13 protein-coding genes are annotated in these 20398 nt (G+C 67.4%); 8 read left to right on the plus strand and 5 right to left on the minus strand.

What is annotated here, in order from left to right; all coding sequences use genetic code 11:
- The first annotated feature begins 5 nt into the window (after window positions 1-5).
- The 4 genes from GJV80_RS05770 (at window position 6) to GJV80_RS05785 (ending at window position 8718) form a co-directional block, all read left to right on the plus strand.
- Window positions 6-785 carry a thioredoxin domain-containing protein gene (locus GJV80_RS05770; protein ID WP_154687071.1) on the plus strand — a complete coding sequence of 260 codons (780 nt, stop codon included), beginning with the start codon at window positions 6-8 and terminating at the stop codon, window positions 783-785.
- Window positions 782-1735, plus strand: a complete 954-nt coding sequence (lgt, locus tag GJV80_RS05775) for a prolipoprotein diacylglyceryl transferase (RefSeq protein ID WP_154687072.1) — start codon at window positions 782-784, stop codon at window positions 1733-1735. Before GJV80_RS05770 ends, lgt begins: the two co-directional genes overlap by 4 nt.
- A gap of 951 nt (window positions 1736-2686) precedes the next feature.
- Window positions 2687-7213 (plus strand): glutamate synthase large subunit, encoded by a 4527-nt coding sequence (gene gltB / locus GJV80_RS05780; RefSeq protein ID WP_154687073.1) that lies wholly within the window; start codon window positions 2687-2689, stop codon window positions 7211-7213.
- Between the two features lie 41 nt (window positions 7214-7254).
- Window positions 7255-8718, plus strand: coding sequence for a glutamate synthase subunit beta (locus tag GJV80_RS05785; protein ID WP_154687074.1), 1464 nt, complete (start codon window positions 7255-7257; stop codon window positions 8716-8718).
- A 7-nt stretch (window positions 8719-8725) separates the two neighbouring features.
- On the opposite strand, the gene GJV80_RS05790 is transcribed toward GJV80_RS05785, so the two are convergent.
- Together GJV80_RS05790 and GJV80_RS05795 are read right to left on the minus strand one after the other, a co-directional pair.
- On the minus strand, window positions 8726-9895 hold the full coding sequence (locus GJV80_RS05790) for an NAD(P)/FAD-dependent oxidoreductase (protein WP_154687075.1): 1170 nt from the start codon (window positions 9893-9895) through the stop codon (window positions 8726-8728).
- 124 nt (window positions 9896-10019) lie between these two features.
- Window positions 10020-11063 carry an NAD(P)-dependent alcohol dehydrogenase gene (locus tag GJV80_RS05795; RefSeq protein WP_154687076.1) on the minus strand — a complete coding sequence of 348 codons (1044 nt, stop codon included), beginning with the start codon at window positions 11061-11063 and terminating at the stop codon, window positions 10020-10022.
- Between the two features lie 91 nt (window positions 11064-11154).
- On the opposite strand from GJV80_RS05795, the gene GJV80_RS05800 reads away from it, so the two are divergent.
- The 4 genes from GJV80_RS05800 (at window position 11155) to GJV80_RS05815 (ending at window position 16504) form a co-directional block, all read left to right on the plus strand.
- Window positions 11155-11691 carry a DUF1697 domain-containing protein gene (locus tag GJV80_RS05800; RefSeq protein WP_154687077.1) on the plus strand — a complete coding sequence of 179 codons (537 nt, stop codon included), beginning with the start codon at window positions 11155-11157 and terminating at the stop codon, window positions 11689-11691.
- Between the two features lie 184 nt (window positions 11692-11875).
- Window positions 11876-15406 carry a DNA polymerase III subunit alpha gene (gene dnaE, locus GJV80_RS05805; RefSeq protein WP_154687078.1) on the plus strand — a complete coding sequence of 1177 codons (3531 nt, stop codon included), beginning with the start codon at window positions 11876-11878 and terminating at the stop codon, window positions 15404-15406.
- Window positions 15406-16011 carry a hypothetical protein gene (locus tag GJV80_RS05810; RefSeq protein WP_154687079.1) on the plus strand — a complete coding sequence of 202 codons (606 nt, stop codon included), beginning with the start codon at window positions 15406-15408 and terminating at the stop codon, window positions 16009-16011. The genes dnaE and GJV80_RS05810 overlap by 1 nt, the downstream gene beginning before the upstream one ends.
- A gap of 10 nt (window positions 16012-16021) precedes the next feature.
- Window positions 16022-16504, plus strand: coding sequence for an OsmC family protein (locus GJV80_RS05815; protein ID WP_154687080.1), 483 nt, complete (start codon window positions 16022-16024; stop codon window positions 16502-16504).
- Between the two features lie 12 nt (window positions 16505-16516).
- On the opposite strand, the gene GJV80_RS05820 is transcribed toward GJV80_RS05815, so the two are convergent.
- The 3 genes from GJV80_RS05820 to ybaK are packed head-to-tail and all read right to left on the minus strand — an operon-like array spanning window position 16517 to window position 20396.
- Complete coding sequence (locus GJV80_RS05820) at window positions 16517-17284, minus strand: SDR family oxidoreductase (RefSeq protein WP_154687081.1); 768 nt, start codon at window positions 17282-17284, stop codon at window positions 16517-16519.
- Between the two features lie 54 nt (window positions 17285-17338).
- A complete protein-coding gene (locus GJV80_RS05825; protein WP_154687082.1) occupies window positions 17339-19867 on the minus strand; it encodes an ATP-dependent DNA ligase in 2529 nt (842 codons plus the stop codon).
- Between the two features lie 28 nt (window positions 19868-19895).
- Window positions 19896-20396, minus strand: coding sequence for a Cys-tRNA(Pro) deacylase (gene ybaK, locus GJV80_RS05830; RefSeq protein WP_154687083.1), 501 nt, complete (start codon window positions 20394-20396; stop codon window positions 19896-19898).
- Window positions 20397-20398 lie beyond the last annotated feature (2 nt).

Below are 20398 nucleotides of genomic sequence, written 5' to 3' on the forward strand. Positions count from 1 at the left end.
ACCGAGTGTCCAGGAAAGATCCGTCGCGGTCGGGCAACCCGGCCGTCCGGGCGGCAGCGAAGTCGGCCGGCAGTTCCGGGGCGTCCGGACCGGCCGGCCCATCCCCGCGTTCCGGCTCATCGGTCCGGTCCAGGCAGCGGCTGATCCTCGGCGTACTGCTCGGCATCGTGGTGATTGTGCTCATCGCCGCCGTGGCGGTGTTCTCCTGGCGCAACTCCCACCGCGACCCCGAGCCGCCGGCGGCCCAGCCGAGTTTCGGACCGGTCACCCTGACCAACGGTCGACCGATCCCGCTGGGGGAGGCCGACGCGCCCGTGATCCTGACCCTGTTCGAGGATTTCGGCTGCCCGCACTGCGCCGACTTCGAGCACTCGCTCGGCCCGACGATCACTGCGTTGCAGCGGTCAGGAGAGGTCAAGGTCGAGCTGTATCCGATGAGCTTCGTCAGCGACCGGTCGCCCGCACTGGCCAACGCCATGGCCTGCGCCGCGACCGAGGGGTTCGGCCAGGGCTACTACGCCGGAATGTTCGCCAACTACGGCCTGAAGTGGACCGACGAGCAACTGATCCAGCTCGGATCGCTGGTCGGCAAGCCGTCGGCGGGCTTCGCGGGCTGCGTACGGTCTCAGCAGCACCGCGCATGGGTGGATAGCATCACCAGAGCCGCGCAGCAGCAGAAGGTGGAGGAGACCCCGACCGTGTTCATCAACGGCGTACGCCAGCCCGATGAGGCAGTGACCTGGTCGGCGGCGGAACTCCGCTCGCGGATCGGCGCGGCGAAATGATCAGCCTGTCCATCCCGAGCCCGCCGTTCTCGGAGTTCCATCTCGGTCCGATCCCGATCCGGATGTACGCGCTGTGCATCATCACCGGTGTGATCGTCGGGACGATCATCGCCACCCGGCGCTGGGTCGCCCGCGGCGGCGCACGGGACACGGTCGAGACGGTCGCTCTGGTCTCGGTACCGTTCGGCATCGTCGGTGCCCGGATCTACCACGTGATCACCGATCACCAGCTGTACTTCGGGCCTGGGCGGGAACCGATCAGGGCGCTGTACATCTGGGACGGCGGTCTGGGCATCTGGGGTGGTGTCGCCCTCGGCGCGCTCGGCGGCTATCTGGTCGCCCGGCGCCGCAAGATCCGGTTCTGGGCCTTGGCCGATGCGCTGGCGCCCGGTGTGGTCGTCGCCCAGGCGATCGGCCGGGTCGGCAACTACTTCAACCAGGAGCTCTTCGGTGGGCCGACGACCCTGCCGTGGGCGCTGCAGATCGCCCCGGCGTATCGAATTCCGGGTTTCGAGCAGTACGCCACCTTCCACCCGACGTTCCTGTACGAGCTGATCTGGGACCTGGCCTGCGCCGCGGCCCTGGTCCTGCTGGACCGACGGTTCACGCTGGGCCACGGCAAGGTGTTCATGTTGTACGCGATGTTCTACACGGCCGGTCGGGCCTGGGTCGAGCACCTGCGGATCGATCCCGCGCACCACTTCGGGGGGCTGCGACTGAACGACTACACCTCCGGGGTCGTCTTCCTGCTCGCCCTGGTTGCCCTCATCTACCTGATCCGGAACAAGCCCGGTCGGGAAGAGATCGTCGAAGGTGATCAGCGTTACGTCGACGGCGTCCTGCCCGAGCCGGAAGCGGTGGCGGAGGAAACTCCGGCCGCGCCGGATGACGATGCGGTGATAGCGCGGGTCACCGACCGGGCGGACAAAGACACCGGCGACGGCGAGTAGCGACTGGATTTCAGGCCGGTCGGCTCGCGGTCTTGGACCCGGCACCCCCCGCGTGAGGCCCAGCTCTCCCGTGCCCCGATCTCGTGCCCGTCCTGTGCCGTGCTCGTCCTGTGCCCCAGCTCATCAGGGCTCAGCCCGCCCGCCCGTCCGGCCTCGGGCGTGGATTTGGTAACACGGGGCACGATTTCGCAGGTTGCGGAGCCCGCAGGCGTGGATTTGGTAACACGTGGCGTGGTTTCGGCGGCCAGGTGCTCCTGCGGGCGTCGACTTGGTGACACGGGGCACGATTTCGCAGGTTGCGGAGCCCGCAGGCGTGGATTTGGTAACACGTGGCGTGGTTTCGGCGGCTGGGGGCTCCTGCGGGCGTGGATTTGGTAACACGGGGCACGAGTTGGCAGGTTTCGGAGCCCGCAGGCGTGGATTTGGTAACACGTGGCGTGGTTCGGCGGCCGGGTGCTCCTGCGGGCGTCGACTTGGTAACACGGGGCACCGTTTTCGCCGCGGCAGCCCGGCCCCGGGACCTCGGCGAGGCGCCATGTGACGAAGCACTCATGGCCGGCTCGCGCAATCAGCTTTGTCGTCGGCACGGGCGTACCCGATACTGATTCTCTCGCAGCCGGGACAGGCTTGCCGCATAATCAATCGTAATGTGAAGCAACCTGCTCTTCACGGAACGCAATGATCCCGTAATGATTCCGGTCAGGCGGGACTGCGGCAGTAGACTGCAGCGGATCGACGTTCCGTCGCGCTCACATCGCGGATCGACGGCGATCTGACAATCGCAGACGGGATATCTTCGAGCCCCACCCCGGCACGAGCCCCATCCACCCGCGCACGTTCAACGACGCCGTGTGCAGCTACCTCGACCAGGCGCAGGCGGATACCGCCGGGCGCCCGACCCGCTTCGCTGCTGGTCCACCCGGACCCGAGCCGAGCACCGACGGGAGAAGCATGACCGCTGGGAGCCTGCCCCGAGCCCAGGGCGTTTACGACCCTGCCTTCGAACATGACGCCTGTGGTGTCGCCTTTGTCGCCACGTTGACCGGCGTACCCAGTCACGCCATCGTGCAACAGGGTCTCGAGGCGTTGCGCAACCTCGACCATCGCGGCGCCACCGGCGCCGACGAGGCCGCGGGTGACGGAGCCGGGATCCTGATCCAGGTGCCCGACGAGTTCCTGCGTGCGGTCAACTCCTTCGAGCTTCCGCCGGCGGGGGAGTACGCCATCGGCACCGCCTTCCTGCCCACCGAAGACGACCAGGCCGCCAAGGCCCGGACGGCGATCGAGGAGATCGCGGTCGAAGAGGGCCTGCGGGTTCTCGGCTGGCGCGAACTGCGGATCGACGCCTCCGGACTGAGCCCGGTGTCGCTGAACGTCATGCCGCGGTTCGAGCAGGTGGTCGTCACCGCCGAGGCGGGCGGCGTCACCGGGTTGGAGTTGGAGCGGCTGGCCTACTGCCTGCGTCGCCGGTCCGAGCACGAGATCGGGATCTACTTCCCGTCGCTGTCGTCCCGGACCATCGTCTACAAGGGCATGCTGACCACCGAGCAGCTGGGCCAGATCTTCCCAGAACTGGGTGACCCGAGGGTCGCCAGCGCGCTGGCGGTGGTGCACAGCCGCTTCTCGACCAACACCTTCCCGGCCTGGGAGCTCGCCCACCCGTACCGGATGGTCGCCCACAACGGCGAGATCAACACCATCAAGGGCAACCGGAACTGGATGCGTGCCAGGGAGGCCCTCCTGCGTTCCGACGTGATCCCGGGTGACCTGGAGCGACTCTTCCCGATCTGTACGCCCAGCTATTCCGACTCTGCGTCCTTCGACGAGGTCGTCGAGTTGCTGCACCTGGCGGGACGGTCGCTGCCGCACGCGATCCAGATGCTCATCCCGGAGGCCTGGGAGAACAATCCGCGGATGGACCGCAAGCTGCGCGAGTTCTACGAGTTCCACGCCTGCCTGATGGAACCGTGGGACGGCCCGGCCGCCGTGGTCTTCACCGACGGCACCCAGGTCGGCGCGGTCCTTGACCGCAACGGCCTTCGCCCGGGACGGTACTGGGTGACCGACGATGATCTTGTCGTACTGGCCTCCGAGGCCGGCGTGCTTGACATCCCGGACCACAAGATCATCAGCAAGGGCCGGTTGCAGCCCGGCCGGATGTTCCTGGCCGATCTCGACCAGCACCGGATCATCAGTGACGAAGAGATCAAGAAGGATCTGGCCTCCGCCCAGCCGTACGGCGAATGGCTGCTGGCCGGACGGCTGAAGCTCTCCGACCTGCCTGATCGCGAGCACACCATCCACACCCACGCTTCGGTGACCCGGCGCCAGCAGGTCTTCGGCTACACCGAGGAAGAGTTACGGATGATCCTTGCGCCGATGGCCGCCAAGGGCAGTGAGCCGATCGGCTCGATGGGCACCGACACCCCGGTCGCCGCGCTGAGCGACCGGCCGCGGATGATCTTCGACTACTTCTCCCAACTGTTCGCCCAGGTGACCAACCCGCCGCTGGATGCGATCCGGGAGGAACTGGTCACCTCCTTGCACAACACGATCGGTCCGGAGCAGAACCTGCTGGCCCCGGGACCGGCGTCCTGCCGCCGGCTGGTGCTGAACTTCCCGGTGCTGGACAACGACTCGTTGGCCAAGATCAATCACATCAACCGTCGCGGTGATCTTCCCGGCTACGCGACGCACGTCGTACGCGGCCTGTACAACGTGCACGGCGGTGCAGCCGCCCTGGAAGCCAGGCTTGATCAACTGATGACCGAGGTGTCCGAGGCCATCGCCGACGGCGCCCGGACGATCATCCTCTCCGACCGGCACAGCAACGCCGAGCTGGCACCGATACCGTCCCTGCTGCTGACCGCGGCGATCCACCACCATCTGGTCCGGGAGAAGGCAAGGACCCAGGTCGGGCTGATCGTCGAGGCGGCCGACGTCCGCGAGGTGCATCACGTCGCGCTGCTGATCGGCTATGGCGCCGCAGCCGTGAACCCGTACCTGGCGATCGAGACGGTCGAGGATCTCGCGCTCAGCGGTGTCTACCTCGACACGCCGCCGGAGAAGGCCGTCCAGAACGTGATCAAGGCCCTTGGCAAGGGCGTGCTCAAGGTGATGAGCAAGATCGGCGTGTCGACCGTCGCCTCCTACACCGGCGCGCAGATCTTCGAGGCCCTCGGGTTGTCCCAGGAACTCGTCGACCGATATTTCACCGGTACCACAAGCAAACTCGGCGGCATCGGTCTGGCCGAGATCGCCGACGAGATCCGCAGCCGGCATGCCAAGGCCTATCCGTCCGACGGCATTCCGCTGGCCCACCGAAGCCTCGACATCGGCGGGGAGTACCAGTGGCGGCGGGAGGGCGAGCCGCACCTGTTCGACCCGGAGACCGTCTTCCGGCTGCAGCATTCCACCCGCTCCGGCCGGTACGACATCTTCAAGCAGTACACCCAGCGCGTCGATGATCAGTCCGAGCACCTGATGACGTTGCGCGGCCTGCTGCGGTTCACCGGGCACCGGTCCCCGATCCCGATCGAGGAGGTCGAACCGGTCAGCGAGATCGTCAAGCGGTTCTCCACCGGTGCGATGAGCTACGGCTCCATCTCCCGGGAAGCACACGAGACGCTGGCGATCGCGATGAACCGGCTGGGCGGCAAGTCCAACACCGGCGAGGGCGGCGAGGATCTTGACCGACTGTACGACCCCGAGCGGCGCAGCGCGATCAAGCAGGTCGCATCCGGCCGGTTCGGCGTGACGTCGGCCTATCTGACCCAGGCCGACGACATCCAGATCAAGATGGCACAGGGCGCCAAGCCCGGCGAGGGCGGTCAACTGCCGGGCAACAAGGTCTATCCGTGGGTGGCCGGAACCCGGCACTCGACGCCCGGCGTCGGCCTGATCTCTCCGCCGCCGCACCACGACATCTATTCGATCGAGGATCTCAAGCAACTGATCCACGACCTGAAGTGCGCCAATCCGCAGGCCAGGATCCACGTCAAGCTGGTCGGTGAGGTCGGCGTCGGCACGGTCGCAGCCGGAGTGTCCAAGGCCAAGGCGGATGTGGTGCTGATCTCCGGACACGACGGTGGCACCGGAGCCGCGCCGCTGACCTCGCTGAAGCATGCCGGCGGTCCGTGGGAACTCGGCCTGGCCGAGGCGCAGCAGACTCTGTTGATCAACGGGCTGCGGGACCGGATAGTGGTTCAGGTCGACGGTCAGCTGAAGACCGGTCGGGATGTCGTGATCGCCGCCCTGCTGGGTGCCGAGGAGTTCGGCTTCGCGACGGCGCCGCTGGTGGTCGAGGGATGCGTGATGATGCGGGTCTGCCACCTCGACACCTGTCCGGTGGGCGTGGCAACCCAGAACCCCGAGCTGCGAAAGAAGTACACCGGCAAGCCGGAGTTCGTGGTCAACTTCTTCGAGTTCATCGCCCAGGAGGTCCGGGAATACCTTGCACCATTGGGTTTCCGGACCCTCGACGAGGCCATCGGACATGTCGACGCCCTCGACGTACGGCCCGCGGTCGATCACTGGAAGGCCAGGGGCCTTGACCTGTCGCCGATCCTGTACCGGCCGGAGTTGCCGGAGGGTGCCCCGCTGAAGAACGTGGCCAAGCAGGATCACGGACTTCTGGAGAAGCTTGACCAGGAGCTGATCAGGATCTGCGCCGACGCGATCGAACGCGGCGAGCCGGTCCGCGCCCAGCTCAAGATCAGGAACGTCGACCGGACGGCCGGAACGCTGCTCGGGCACGAGGTCACCAAGGCCACCGAAGGTAAGGGTCTGCCGGACGGGACCATCGACCTCACCCTGACCGGGTCGGCCGGGCAGAGCTTCGGCGCGTTCGTCCCGGCCGGTATCACGCTGCGGCTCGAGGGCGACAGCAACGACTACCTCGGCAAGGGTCTGTCCGGTGGCCGGATCGTCGTCCGACCCAGCCGTGATGCGGCTTTCGTCGCCGAGCAGCAGATCATCGCGGGCAACGTGATCGGCTACGGCGCGACCTCGGGCGAGATCTTTCTCCGCGGGCAGGTCGGTGAACGGTTCTGCGTCCGGAACTCCGGTGCCACCGCCGTCGTCGAGGGCGTGGGTGATCACGGTTGTGAGTACATGACCGGGGGCACCGTCGTTGTGCTCGGCGCAACCGGCCGGAACTTCGCGGCCGGCATGTCGGGCGGGGTGGCGTACGTTCTCGATCTTGATCGGGAGCTGCTGAACACCGAGCTGGTCGATCCGGTGAAGCTGTCCGAGGCCGATCGTGATCAGCTCAAGGCGTTGATCATCCGGCATCAGGAGGAGACCGGATCCGAGGTGGCCGAGCGGTTGCTGGCCGACTGGGGCATGGCCTCCACCCGCTTCACCAAGGTGCTGCCCCGCGACTACGCCCGGGTGCTTGCCGCCCGCGAACAGGCGAAAGCCGAGGGTCTCGACGACGCGACCACCACCGAACGGATGATGCATGCGGCGAACGGCTGACGTGATGCGTCGGTTCAGTCCTGATCGATTGGAGGGGCCCCATGGCTGATCCCAGGGGTTTCATGAAGACACCGCGACAGTCGGCGAAACGGCGGCCTGTCGAGGAGCGGGTGCACGACTGGAAAGAGGTCTATCCCGGGACTCCAGGGCGGGCGCTGCTGCCGATCATCTCCGAGCAGGCCGGACGCTGCATGGACTGCGGCATCCCGTTCTGTCACACCGGGTGTCCGTTGGGCAACCTGATCCCGGAGTGGAACGACCTGGTCTGGCGGGGCGACTGGGAGGCGGCGCTGGAACGGCTGCACGCCACCAACAACTTCCCGGAGTTCACCGGCCGGCTCTGCCCGGCGCCGTGTGAGGACGCCTGTGTCGTGGCGATCGCCGACGATGCCGTGACGATCAAGAACGTCGAGGTGTCGATCATCGACAAGGCGTGGGACGAGCGCCGGGTGCTGCCCCAGCAGACCGAGTGGCACACCGGCAGCACGGTCGCGGTGATCGGTTCCGGTCCGGCGGGTCTGGCCGCGGCCCAGCAGTTGACCCGCGCCGGGCACACGGTCGCGGTCCTGGAACGCGACGACAAGATCGGCGGGCTGCTCCGCTACGGCATTCCCGAATACAAGATGGAGAAGTCGGTGCTGGATCGCCGGCTCGACCAGATGCGCGAGGAGGGCACCCACTTCAAGACCAACACCGAGGTCGGCAGGGACATCACCGGTCAGGCGTTGCGGGCGCGGTTCGACGCCGTGATCGTGGCCACCGGCGCAACGGTGCCGCGGGAGCTCGAGGTGCCGGGCGGTGACCTGGCCGGGGTCCACCACGCGATGGAATACCTGACCCAGGCCAATCGGACCGCGGCCGGTGAGTCGGTAGCGGACCAGATCCTTGCAACCGGCAAGAACGTGATCATCATCGGCGGCGGAGACACCGGCAACGACTGCCTGGGTACGGCGATCCGGCAGGGTGCGAAGTCGATCATGCAGCTGGAGCACAACGTCGAGCCGCCGGTGATGCGGCCACCGCACGAGCCGTGGCCGACCTACCCGCGGATCCTGCGCACCTCCCCGGCCAATGAGGAGGGCGGCATGCGGATCTTCAAATCCTCGACGATCGAGGTCCTCGGCGACGACTCCGGCAAGGTGACCGGCGTGAAGATCATCGAGGTCTTCCGGGAGAACGGTGTGAACACCGCCATCGAGGGCAGCGAACAGATCCTGCCGGCCGACCTGGTGCTGCTGGCGATGGGCTACCTGGGTCCCGAACCCGAGCTCATGGAGCAACTGGGCGTACCAACCGACAGCCGCACCCGGGCGGTACGCCATCCCGACTACTCGACCGCCGTCGACGGTGTCTTCGTCTGCGGCGATGCCGGTCGCGGCCAGTCGCTGATCGTCTGGGCGATCGCCGAGGGGCGTGCCTGCGCTGCAACGGTGGACAAGTACCTGTCGGGTGTCACCAAGCTGCCCCAGCCGGTCGCGGCGACCGCCCAACCGATCGGGCGCTGATCGCGGGTCAGACCCGGGCGGTCGCGCGGGCCTCGGCCTTTGACCCGCGGATCCACGGCAGCCCGCCCGGTCTGCGGGCCTCGAAGCGGAGGCCGCCGACGGTTGATCGACAGATCAGCTCCTTGATGATCGCCCCGGCACGACCGGGCACGACCGCGCCGCGCGGGCTGTCGTCGATACGGGACAGCTGCACCACGCCCCGGTCCCGGCCGAGGGAGATGCAGGTGGCCAGGAATCCCTGGTCGACCGCATCAGGCCGGCGGCCGTCGAGCCGACTGAGCACTGTCCGCGCCGCCTGCAGGCCGAGCGGGATGGCGGCCTGGCAGCTCATCCGCAACGGCAGCCCGTCCGGCGCGGCACTGTCGCCGGCGGCAACGATCCGCGGATCGTCGACGCTGGTCAGGGTCCGGTCGGTGATCAGCCGGCCGGCGGGGTCGGTCGCGAGTCCGCTGCGTCGGGCCAGGTCGGGGATGCCGAAGCCGGCCGCCCAGATCGTCAGAGCGCTGCGGATCGAGGTCTGATCGGAGAGCAGCACCCGGTCCGAAGCGACCTCGACCACCGACACACCGCCTCGCTGATCGACACCCAGTGCGGCCAGCTGGCGACCCACCTCCTGTCGAGCCTTCTCGCTCAATGACGGCAGATGGGCCCGTCCGGTGACCAGGGCGACGTGCCGACCGGCACCGGCGAGCTCGGCGGCCGTCTCGATCGCGGTGAGCCCGCCACCGACAACCACCAGCGGAGCATCGGCGGGCAGGTCCCGGACAGCGGCCCGGAGCCGGACGGCGTGGTCGTACTCGGCGATCCGCCAGGCATGTTCGGCGGCGCCGGCGACCCCGGCCGCTGTTCCCGCGGTGCTGCCCACCGCGTACACCAGGTAGTCGTAACCGATCGGATCGCCGGAGGCCAGTTCGACCCTCCGGCCCGCCGTGTCGATCCGGGTCGCGGTGTCGACCACCAGCCGTACGCCGTCGGCCAGCAGGCCGCCGAAATCGGCCGTCGCGGCCCCGGAATCGGCGACCAACTGGTGCAGCCGGATCCGCTCGACGAACTGCGGGCGGGGATTGACGAGGGTGACCTCGACATCACGCCGGGAACGCAGCCGGTTGGCGGCCGCCGTACCGGCGTAGCCGCCGCCGATGACGACAACGCGATGGGAGGTTTTCAGGCTTGGCATCGATCACTCCTGGTGATTGGCAAGGACAGTTCCGTCCCCTAGACGCCGCCGGTCGGTCCCCTGTGACGTCCAGCCTGTGACGTCCAGCCTGTGACGTCTGGCCCGTGACGTCTGGCCCGTGACGTCAGCGCAGGGTGTCGATGTCGATCACGAATCGGTAGCGGACGTCGGAGGCCAGCACTCGCTCGTACGCCTCGTTGATCTTGTCCGCGCCGATCGTCTCGATGTCGGCGGCCAGCCCGTGTTCGGCGCAGAAGTCGAGCATCTCCTGGGTCTCGGCGATGCCGCCGATGTTCGACCCGGCGAACGACGCACGGCTGTTCATCAGCGCGAACGCCTGGACCGGCAGCGGCTGCGGCGGAGCGCCGACGATGACCAGCGTGCCGTTCAGCCGAAGCAGGCCGAGGAACGCGTTGATGTCGACCGGTGCGCTGACGGTGTTGATGATCAGATCGAAGCTGTGGCTCAGCTTGTCGAAGGTGTCCGGATCGCTGGTCGCGTAGTAGGCCTTGGCGCCCAGCCGGAGTCCGTCCTCCTGCTTCTTCAACGACTGGGACAACACGGTGACCTCGGCACCCATCGCGGCGGCCAGCTTGACGGCCATGTGCCCGAGCCCGCCCAGCCCGATCACCGCGACCTTCTTGCCCGGACCGGCACCCCAGTGCCGCAGCGGAGAATAGGTGGTGATGCCGGCGCACAGCAGCGGTGCGGCCGCCGCGGGATCGATGCGGTCGGGGATTCGCAGCACGAAGTCCTCGACCACGACGACCTGGGTGCTGTAGCCGCCCTGGGTGACGGTGCCGTCCCGGTCGATGGAGGCGTACGTGCCGACATTGCCCTGCAGACAGTGCTGTTCCTCACCGGCCAAGCAGTTCTCGCATTCACCGCAGGAATTGACCATGCAGCCGACGCCGACCCGGTCGCCGACCCGGTGTCTGGTCACCTCAGAGCCGACCGCAGCGACCGTTCCGACGATCTCGTGGCCGGGAACCAGCGGATAGGGGATGTCGCCCCACTCGCCCCGGACGGTGTGGATGTCGGAGTGGCAGATGCCGCAGTAGGCGATGTCGATCAGGACGTCCTTCGGCCCGATCTTGCGGCGCTCGATGGTGATCTTGGAGAGGGGCTCGGTGGCCGAGGGTGCAGCAAACGCGTGTGCGGTGGACATGGTGCAACGGTAGTGCCTGGCCAACGCTTCGCCGACGCTCGCTCGGGACGGTCGGCGGAGCCGACGAACCCGGACGGTGGAGGATGGGCCTGTGACGCCGAAGATGACGACCTATGCGGTGCTGCTGCGCGGGATCAACCTGGGCAAGCGCCGGATCCCGATGCCCGAGCTGAAGGCGCTCGCCGTCGACCTCGGGTATCAGGGGGTGAGCACCTACATCGCCAGCGGGAACCTGATCCTGTCCACAGACCGGGCGCCGGAGAAGGTGGCGGCCGAACTCGACCGGGCGGTCGCCGACCGCTACGGCTTCGATGTCGACTGTGCCGTGCGGAGCGCCGCCGAGTTGTCGGCCGTGGTCGAGCACAATCCGTTCCCCGACGGCGACCCGAAGCAGGTCACCGTTGGGTTCGCCGACGGGCCGATCGACAGTGCCGCCTCGGACCGGCTCGCGGCGCTGGCTACGCCGGACGAACGGTTCCGGATCGACGGCAGCGAGGTGTACGTCGACTTCGCCGGGGGACTGGCGCGCAGCAGGCTGGCGACCCAGCTGGGCAAGGCTGTTGGCCGGCCGCTCACCGCCCGGAACATCCGTACCGTGCAGAAACTGTGCGAACTCGCCGGGGGTTGATCCGGCGACGGGTGTCGGTCCGGCAAGCGTCGGACCACCCGACTAAGGTTGGCGTCCTAGCTGTCCTTCCCCAACAGCAGCTGACCCGCCCGGCCGGTCCGCTCCGGCCACCCGCACGGACGGCGCCGGACGGTTGAACTGGCAGCACGACACGCGATGGATCCTTGGAGGTTGTACGGCTCCCATGTCACCTTCTGCCGGTCGGGACTCGTTCGTTCATCTGCACGTGCACTCGGAGTACTCGATGCTGGACGGCGCGGCCCGGATCGCGGATCTGATGGACGGTTGCCAGCAGATGGCGATGCCGGCGATCGGACTGACCGACCACGGCTACCTGTTCGGTGCCCACGAGTTCCATACCGCGGCGACCAGGGTGGGTGTCAAGCCGATCATCGGCCTCGAGGCGTACGTCACGCCGAAGACCCACCGCAGCGAACGCAAGCGGGTGCGCTGGGGTGACGGAGGCTCCGACGACGTGTCCGGCGGCGGTGCGTACACCCACATGACGTTGTGGGCCGAGACGACCGAGGGCATGCACAACCTCTTCCGGCTGGGCACCAGATCCTCGACCGAGGGCTACTTCTACAAGCCGCGGGCGGACCGGGAACTGCTCAACGAGTACGCCAGGGGCATGATCGCCAGCACCGGCTGCCCGTCGGGTGAGGTGCAGACCTACCTGCGGCTCGGCAAGTACGACGACGCGTTGGCCAGTGCAGCGGAGTTCCGGGACATCTTCGGCGCCGGCAACTACTACGTCGAGCTGATGGACCATGGTCTGGCCATCGAACGCCGGGTCCGGGAGGACCTGCTGCGGATCGCCAGGGACCTGAAGCTGCCGCTGGTCGCCACCAACGACCTGCACTACGCCCACGCAGAGGATGCCGACGCGCACGAGGTGTTGTTGTGCGTGCAGTCGGGATCGACGATGGCCGACGCCAACCGGTTCAAGCTGGACGGTGGCGGCTACTACCTGAAGTCGCCGGCCGAGATGCGCGAGCTGTTCCGCGAGCTGCCGGAGGCCTGTGACAGCACGCTGGAGATCGCCGAACGGTGCAACGTCGAGTTCACCCACGGCGAGGGCCGCTACATGCCGCGGTATCCGGTGCCCCAGGGCCATGACGAGACCAGTTGGTTCCTGCACGAGGTCGAGGAGGGGCTGAAGTTCCGCTATCCCGAGGGCATCGCGCCCGAGGTGAGACAGCGGGCCGAATTCGAGTCGGAGGTGATCATCGGCAAAGGCTTCCCGGGCTACTACCTGGTGGTCGCCGACTTCATGCAGTGGGCCAAGGACCGGGGCATCCGGACCGGTGTCCGGGGGTCGGGTGCAGGCTCGTTGTGCGCCTATGCGATGCGGATCACCGACCTCGATCCGCTGCAGTACAAGCTGACCTTCGAGCGGTTCCTGAACCCGGAACGGGAGTCGCTGCCCGACTTCGACGTCGACTTCGACGAGCGTCGCCGGGGCGAGGTGATCCGCTACGTCACCGAGAAGTACGGCAGCGAGCGGGTCGCCCAGATCGTCACCTACGGCACCATCAAGGCCAAACAGGCGGTCAAGGACGCCTCCCGGGTGCTCGGCTATCCGTTCGCCGTCGGGGAGAAGCTGACCAAGGCGATGCCGCCGCCGGTGATGGGCAAGGACATCGCGCTGCCGAAGCTGTTCGACAGGAACCACGACCGGTATTCCGAGGGCGGGGAGTTCCGCGCGCTCTATGAGTCCGACCCCGACGCCAAGAAGGTCGTCGACACCGCGATGGGCATCGAGGGGCTGAAGCGGCAGTGGGGCGTGCACGCTGCCGGCGTGATCATGTCCAGCGAGCCGTTGATCGACATCGTCCCGCTGATGAGGCGTGAGCAGGACGGCGCGATCATCACCCAGTTCGACTACGCCTATGCGCTGGAGCCGCTCGGCCTGGTCAAGATGGACTTCCTCGGCCTACGGAACCTGACCATCCTGGGCGACGCGGTGGAGAACGTGAAGCTCAACCGCGGCGTCGACATCGACCTCGACGCGCTGGGCAAGGATCCGACCGACGACGCGACCTACGAGCTGTTGAGCAGCGGCGAGACGCTCGGCGTCTTCCAGCTGGACGGCGGCGGCGCGCGGTCGCTGCTGAAGATGATGCAGCCCAAGCGCATCCAGGACATCATGGCGACCATTGCCCTCTACCGTCCGGGGCCGATGGGCATCAACTCCCACGTCAACTACGCGATGCGGCGGCGGGGTGATCAGCCGGTCGTCTATCCGCACGAGGAGGTCATTGACGCCCTCAAGCCGGTCATCGAGGACAACTACGGTCTGATCGTCTACCAGGAGGACGTCATCGAGGTGGCCCGCCGCCTCGCCGGCTACACCCTGGGCCGTGCGGACATGCTGCGCCGGGCGATGGGCAAGAAGAAGAAGGCCGTACTGGACGCGGAGTACGAGACCTTCCAGAAGGGGATGAAGGAGCGCGGCTTCTCCGACGCCGCGGTGAAGGCCGTCTGGGACGCGCTAATGCCGTTCGCCGACTACGGCTTCGGGAAGGCACACGCTGCGGCGTACGGCCTGGTCTCCTACTGGACCGCCTATCTGAAGACCCACTACCCGGCCGAGTACATGGCTGCGGTGCTCGAGTCGGTCAAGGACGACAAGGACAAGATCGCCATCTATCTCGGCGAGTGCCGGCGGATGAAGATCAAGGTGCTGCCGCCCGACGTCAACGAGTCGCAGGCACGCTTCACGCCCGTCGGGTCGGACATCCGCTTCGGACTCACCGCGATCCGCAACGTCGGCGGCAATGTCGTCGACGGCATCGTCGCGGCCCGCGAACACCACGGCAAGGCGCGGGACTTCCACGCCTTCCTCGACCAGATCCCGCTGGTGGCCTGCAACAAGCGGGTGATCGAGTCGTTGATCAAGGCCGGGGCGTTCGATTCGATGGGGCACACCCGCCGCGCCCTGATGAGCATCTACGAGGCCGCCGTCGACGGTGTGATCGATCTGAAGCGCAACGAGGCCCACGGACAGTCCGACCTGTTCGGTGATCTTGGTGTCGAGTCGTCGCCGGTGTCGGGAACGGTGCCCGACCTGGAGGACTGGGACAAGCGCACCAAGCTGGCCTTCGAACGGGAGATGCTCGGGCTGTACGTCAGTGATCACCCGTTGCAGGGGCTGGAGCACGTCCTGGAACGCGAACGCGATCTCAGCATCAGCAGCCTGGTCGGCGAGGACGGGCCGCGGGACAGCATGGTGACCATCGCGGGCATGATCACCAGCATCACCCGCAAGACCACCAAGCGTGGCGACATCTGGGCGGTGATCACCGTCGAGGACCTCGAGGCCTCGATCGAGGTCCTGCTGTTCCCGAAGGCGTACGACCTGGTGTCGACGGTGATCGCTGAGGACACCGTGGTGCGGGTCAAGGGCCGGGTGCGCGACGACGAGGATTCCATCGCGCTGATCGGCCAGGAGCTGAGCCTGCCCGACGTCTCCGCCGGACCGAGCGGACCGGTGGTGATCTCGCTGCCGGTCACCCGGTGCACGCCCGCCACGATCGACAAGCTGGCACAGATACTCAAGTCCCATCCCGGGATGACCGAGGTGCAGCTGAAGCTGAAGGCGCCGAACAAGATCACCACGATGCGGGTGGGCAGTCAGTTCCGGGTCACCTCATCCCAGCCGTTGATGGCCGACCTGAAGGCAGAACTCGGGCCGTCCTGTCTGGCGGGTTGATGACGGCACACCAGCGCGGGCCGGTCGCCGGGCTCGGTGACCTGCCGGTCGGACGGGCCGCCGGCTGGTTGGTCGGCTACCTGCTGTTCGCCGCGCTGATCGGCATCGGCGCCGGTGTGCTGTGGGAGAAGATCGTCCGGCTGCCCGGATACACGGTCGCGGCGAACGGTACGGCCTCGACCACCGAGCGCGGCCTGGCCGGCTTCTTCAGTGGCGACGCCTGGTTCTGCTGCATCGGCTTCTTCGTCAGCATCGGGCTGGGCATCATCGCCTGGAAGTGGTTCGGCAGGCTCGGCTGGCCGGTCGTCGTGGTGGCCATCGTCGGCTCGGTCTGGGCCGCCCTGGTCTGCTGGTGGGTCGGCTACCGGCTCGGGCCGGGCGACTTCGAGACCCGGCTGGCCGCGGCCGGGCCCGGTGACTTCGTGCCGATCACGCTCACGGTTCGCACCCCGGTGACGTTGCTGGTCTGGGCGTTCGGGGCGATCATCCCGGTGCTGCTCCGGTCCTCGCTCGGCCGCGACGAGGAAGAGGATCAATTGCCGCCGCGCGCGCCCAGCCGGCGCCGACGCGACCGCTCGGCCGGTGAGCAGGCCGGCGGCCGTTAGGCTCTGCACCGTGACGGGCAGGCAACATCACTACGTTCTGACGACCAGGTGGACCGGCAACCGGGGGAGCGGGACCTCCGGTTACCGCGACTACGGGCGGGAACACGAGGTGCGGATGGCCAGCAAGCCCGACCAGGTGCTGCTCGGGTCCGCCGACCCGACCTTCCGCGGTGACGCCGCGCGATTCAACCCCGAGGAGTTGCTCCTGGCGGCGCTCAGCCAGTGCCATCTGCTGTCCTATCTGCATGCCTGCGTGATGGCCGGTGTGGTTGTGGTCGACTACAGCGACCAGGCCACCGGAATCATGGTCACCACCGCCGACGGCGGTGGGCACTTCACCGAAGTGACCCTGCACCCGACGGTGACCATCGCCGCGGGCTCCGACCCGGACGCGGCGGAGCATGCGCACGAGACGGCGACGAGGATGTGTTTCATCGCGTCGTCGGTGAACTTCCCGGTGCGGCACGAGCCGACGACCATCGTCGCGTCCTAGCACCCGGTCAGGTCAGACGGCGCCCGGCTTCTGCATGAGGCCGCCGTCGGCGAAGATCGTCGTCGCGGTGATGTACGACGCCGCATCCGAGGCGACGAAACAGGCCACCCTGCCCATCTCGGCCGGCTTCCCGATGTAGCCCAGCGGGATCGCCCGGCGGAGCGCCTCGGTCTCCTCCGGTGTGTCGTCGGCGTTGATCGGGGTGTCGATGGCGCCCGGGCCGATGCCGACGACGCGGATGCCGTACTGGCCGAGTTCGACGCCCGCGGTACGGGTGAGCATCCGGATGCCGCCCTTGGACACGCAATAGGCGAGGTCGGAGGGCATCGGCCAATCCTCGTGGACCGAGCTGGTGTTGATGATCACGCCGCCGTCACCCTGTTTGCGCATCTGGTCCGAGGCCAGCTTGGTGCCGAACACCGCTCCCTTGAGGTTGATGCCCATCAGGAAGTCGTACCGATCCTCGGTGAGGTCGGCGGTGGTCTGGCCGATCTCGACGCCGGCGTTGTTCACCATCACGTCCAACCGGCCGTAGTCGCTGACCGCGAAGTCGATCAAGGCCGCGAGTTGATCGACCTTGCTGACGTCCGCCTGGAAGCCGGACGCGGTGCCGCCGGCCTCGGCGATGTCGGAGACGATCTTGTCGGTGGCTTCGCCGTTGGTGACCCAGTCGATCACCACCGCAGCACCCTGGGCGGCAGCCTCCCTTGCGATGCCCTCCCCGATGCCGGAGTTCGCTCCGGTCACGATCATCACCTTGCCGTCCAGTGGTCGGTTCATCCGATGAATCCCTTCTGTGGTGGCACTTCTCGGCTGACTTCACTTCCGGCGAGATCATTCCTCGACGACGACTTCTTCGGGACTCTTGTCCGGTCGCCAGCCACGCCAGACCGGAAAGCGCAACCGACCGTCACCGGTCCACTCGGCATAGCTGACCTCCCCGACCAGGTCCGGGTCGATCCAGTGGGCGTCCCGGGCATCCAGCCGCGGTACGTCCTCCAGGGGCGAGTCGTCCCGTCCCATGCCGGCGATGAGCTTGGTGATCCGACCGAGTTCGGCGTCGGAGAATCCGCTGCCGACGCGGCCGATGTAGCGCAGCCGACCCTTGTGATCACCCGCGATCGGGACTCCGATCAGCAGTGACCCGACGGTTCCGGAACGCCTGCCGTTGCCGGGCCGCCAGCCGCCGACGACGACCTCCTGGGTGTGGAAGTTCTTGATCTTGACCCAGGTCTGGCCACGTCCGCCGGGTTGGTAGGTGGAGCTGCGGCGCTTGGCGACCATTCCCTCCATACCCAGGCTGGTGCTGGCGATCTGGGCGGCCTCCTGATCACCGTCGAAACTCGGCGGCAGCTGAATCCTGCCTCCGGTGATCAACTTCTCCAGTTCGGCACGTCGATCGTCGTAGGTCTGTTTCACCAGCGACCGGCCGTTGAGATACATGATGTCGAAGATGACCAGTTGGACGGGCGTTTCCCTGCGGGCCCGGCTGACATCTGCCGGCCCGCTCAGGTTGATCCGGTTCTGCAAGCGGGAGAAGCTCGGCCGGCCCTGCTCGTCCAGCGCGACGATCTCACCGTCCAGCACGGCATTCCCGACGTCGAGCCGCGCGAGGGCGTCGGCGATCTCCGGATAGGTTCCGGTGACGTCGAGGCCGCGCCGGCTGAGAATCCTCGCGCGGCCGCCCGCCAGATAGCAGATCGCCCGGACGCCGTCCCACTTCATCTCGAATGCCCACTCGTCGGGTCTGGAGAAGGTGGGATTGTCCGACGAGCTGGCCAGCATGGGCTTGATCTCGGGCGGGAACTCCGGCTCGGTTCGCTCGGTGCCGGTTTCGTCGCCGTCCTCTTCGTTCCCGTCGCCGCGGTTGGAGTGCCAGACCATGGATTCGGAATGCTCGGCCTGTTCATGCAGCGCCTTCAGCTGCTCATCGGTCGCCGGCCGGGGTTCGGACGGGTTGCCCGACATCAGGTGCATCAGCCAATGGTTCTCCGGCTGCCCGCCGCGTCCGCCGGTGTGGATCAGCGCGACCTTGCAGTCGGTGCCGACGCCGCCGGGCTTGGTGCCCTTCAAGATCGCGATCACCTCCCGACCGTCCCGCCACTTCTCGACCGTGTACGTCCCGGTGTCGAAGATGATCACCTCACCACCGCCGTACTCGGCGTGCGGGATGATCCCCTGGAAGGAGCCGTACTCGATCGGATGATCTTCGGTCTGGACCGCCAGGTGATTGGTGCGGGTGTCGATCGGCACACCCTTGGGCACGGCCCAGCTGACCAGCACACCGTCGTGTTCCAGACGGAAGTCATAGTGCAATCGCCGGGCGTGGTGTTCCTGGATCACGAAGGTCGGTTCACCGTCGGTCCGGGGAACCGGTGGGGTGGCGGGCACCGGCTCGGGCGTCCTGTCCGGGTCGCGCATGCTCCGGTACTTGGTCAACCGGTCCGGCGCGGACGGTTGGGCAGGACCGCCCGGTGCAAGGGGCTGGAGAAGGTCGCCGAACTCCTCGACCCTGCGTAATGCCTCGTGGAAGTCGAGGTGCTCCAGATCCTCATCGAGTTCGTCCCAGCTGCGTGGTACGGCCACCATCGGCCGGGTGCGTCCGCGCAGCGAGTACGGCGAGATGGTCGTCTTGTTGCCGTTGTTCTGACTCCAGTCGATGAACACCTTGCCGGTGCGCTGGGCCTTGGCCATCTCAGCGACGACAAGATCGGGATGCTGCTTCTGCAGCGTCTCGGCGACCTCCTTGGCGATCTTGGAGGCGTCGGCCGAGCTGTAGTTGCCGTCCAGATGGGCGTACAGGTGCAGGCCCTTGCTGCCACTGGTCACCGGAAAGAGCTCCAGGCCGATCGCGTCCAGCAGGTCTCGTGCCCAGTGGGCCACCTCCGAGCACTCCGGCAGGCCGACCCCGGGTCCCGGATCAAGATCGAGGACCAGCCGGTCGGGATTGAGCGGATTGCCGTCGTCGTCGAATCGCCACTGCGGGACGTGGATCTCCAACGATGCCAGTTGCGCCAGCCAGACCAGCGTCGCGGTGTCCTCGACGACCGGGTAGCTGTTGGTGCCGCCGCGATGTTCGATCCGCCGCCGCAGTACCCAGTCCGGGACCCCGCTGGGCGGCAGGTTCTTCTGGAAGAACACCGGTCCCGGCTCGGCGTCGGTGCCGACCCCGTGCACCCACCGTTTGCGGGTCACCGGACGCCCGGACAAGTGCGGGACCATGTAGCGCGCGATCGCGGTGTAGTACGCGATCACCTCGCCCTTGGTGGTCCCGGTCTGCGGATAGAGGATCTTGTCCAGATTGCTGATCTTGAGCAGCCGACCGTCGACGGTGACCGTCTGGGTCTGCTCTGCCTGGGCCATGAACCCATGATGCCCAACCTGCGGTGCGTCAACCAGTGATCCGGGCCAGGACGCCGTCGGTGGCGGTGGCCAGATCGTCGGGGGCGAGCTCGACCTGGAGACCGCGCCGACCGGCGCTGACCAGGACGGTGGGGAAGTTCCGACAGCTGCTGTCGATCACCGTGGGGAGCTTGGTCCGCTGCCCGATCGGGGAGATCCCGCCGAGCACGTACCCGCTGCTGCGGGCTGCCGCCTGCGGATCGGCCAGCTGCGCCTTCTTGACCCCGTACACCCGGGCCAGCGCCTTCAGATCGAGCTGTTCGGCGACCGGTACGACCGCCACGGCGAGCCCGCCACCCAGGTCTGCGACCAGCGTTTTGAAGATCTGCCTCCGGTCCACCCCGAGCTGCGCTGCGGCCTCGTTGCCGAAGTCGGTCACCAGGTCGTCGTGCCGGTAGGGGCGCAGGACGAAGCTGATCCCGGCCCTGGACAGCGCGACGGTTGCCGGAGTACCCCCGGAATCGGCCGCCGCCCGCTTCGATTTCGCCACAG

This window comes from Microlunatus sp. Gsoil 973, assembly GCF_009707365.1.
Taxonomy (GTDB): domain Bacteria; phylum Actinomycetota; class Actinomycetes; order Propionibacteriales; family Propionibacteriaceae; genus Microlunatus.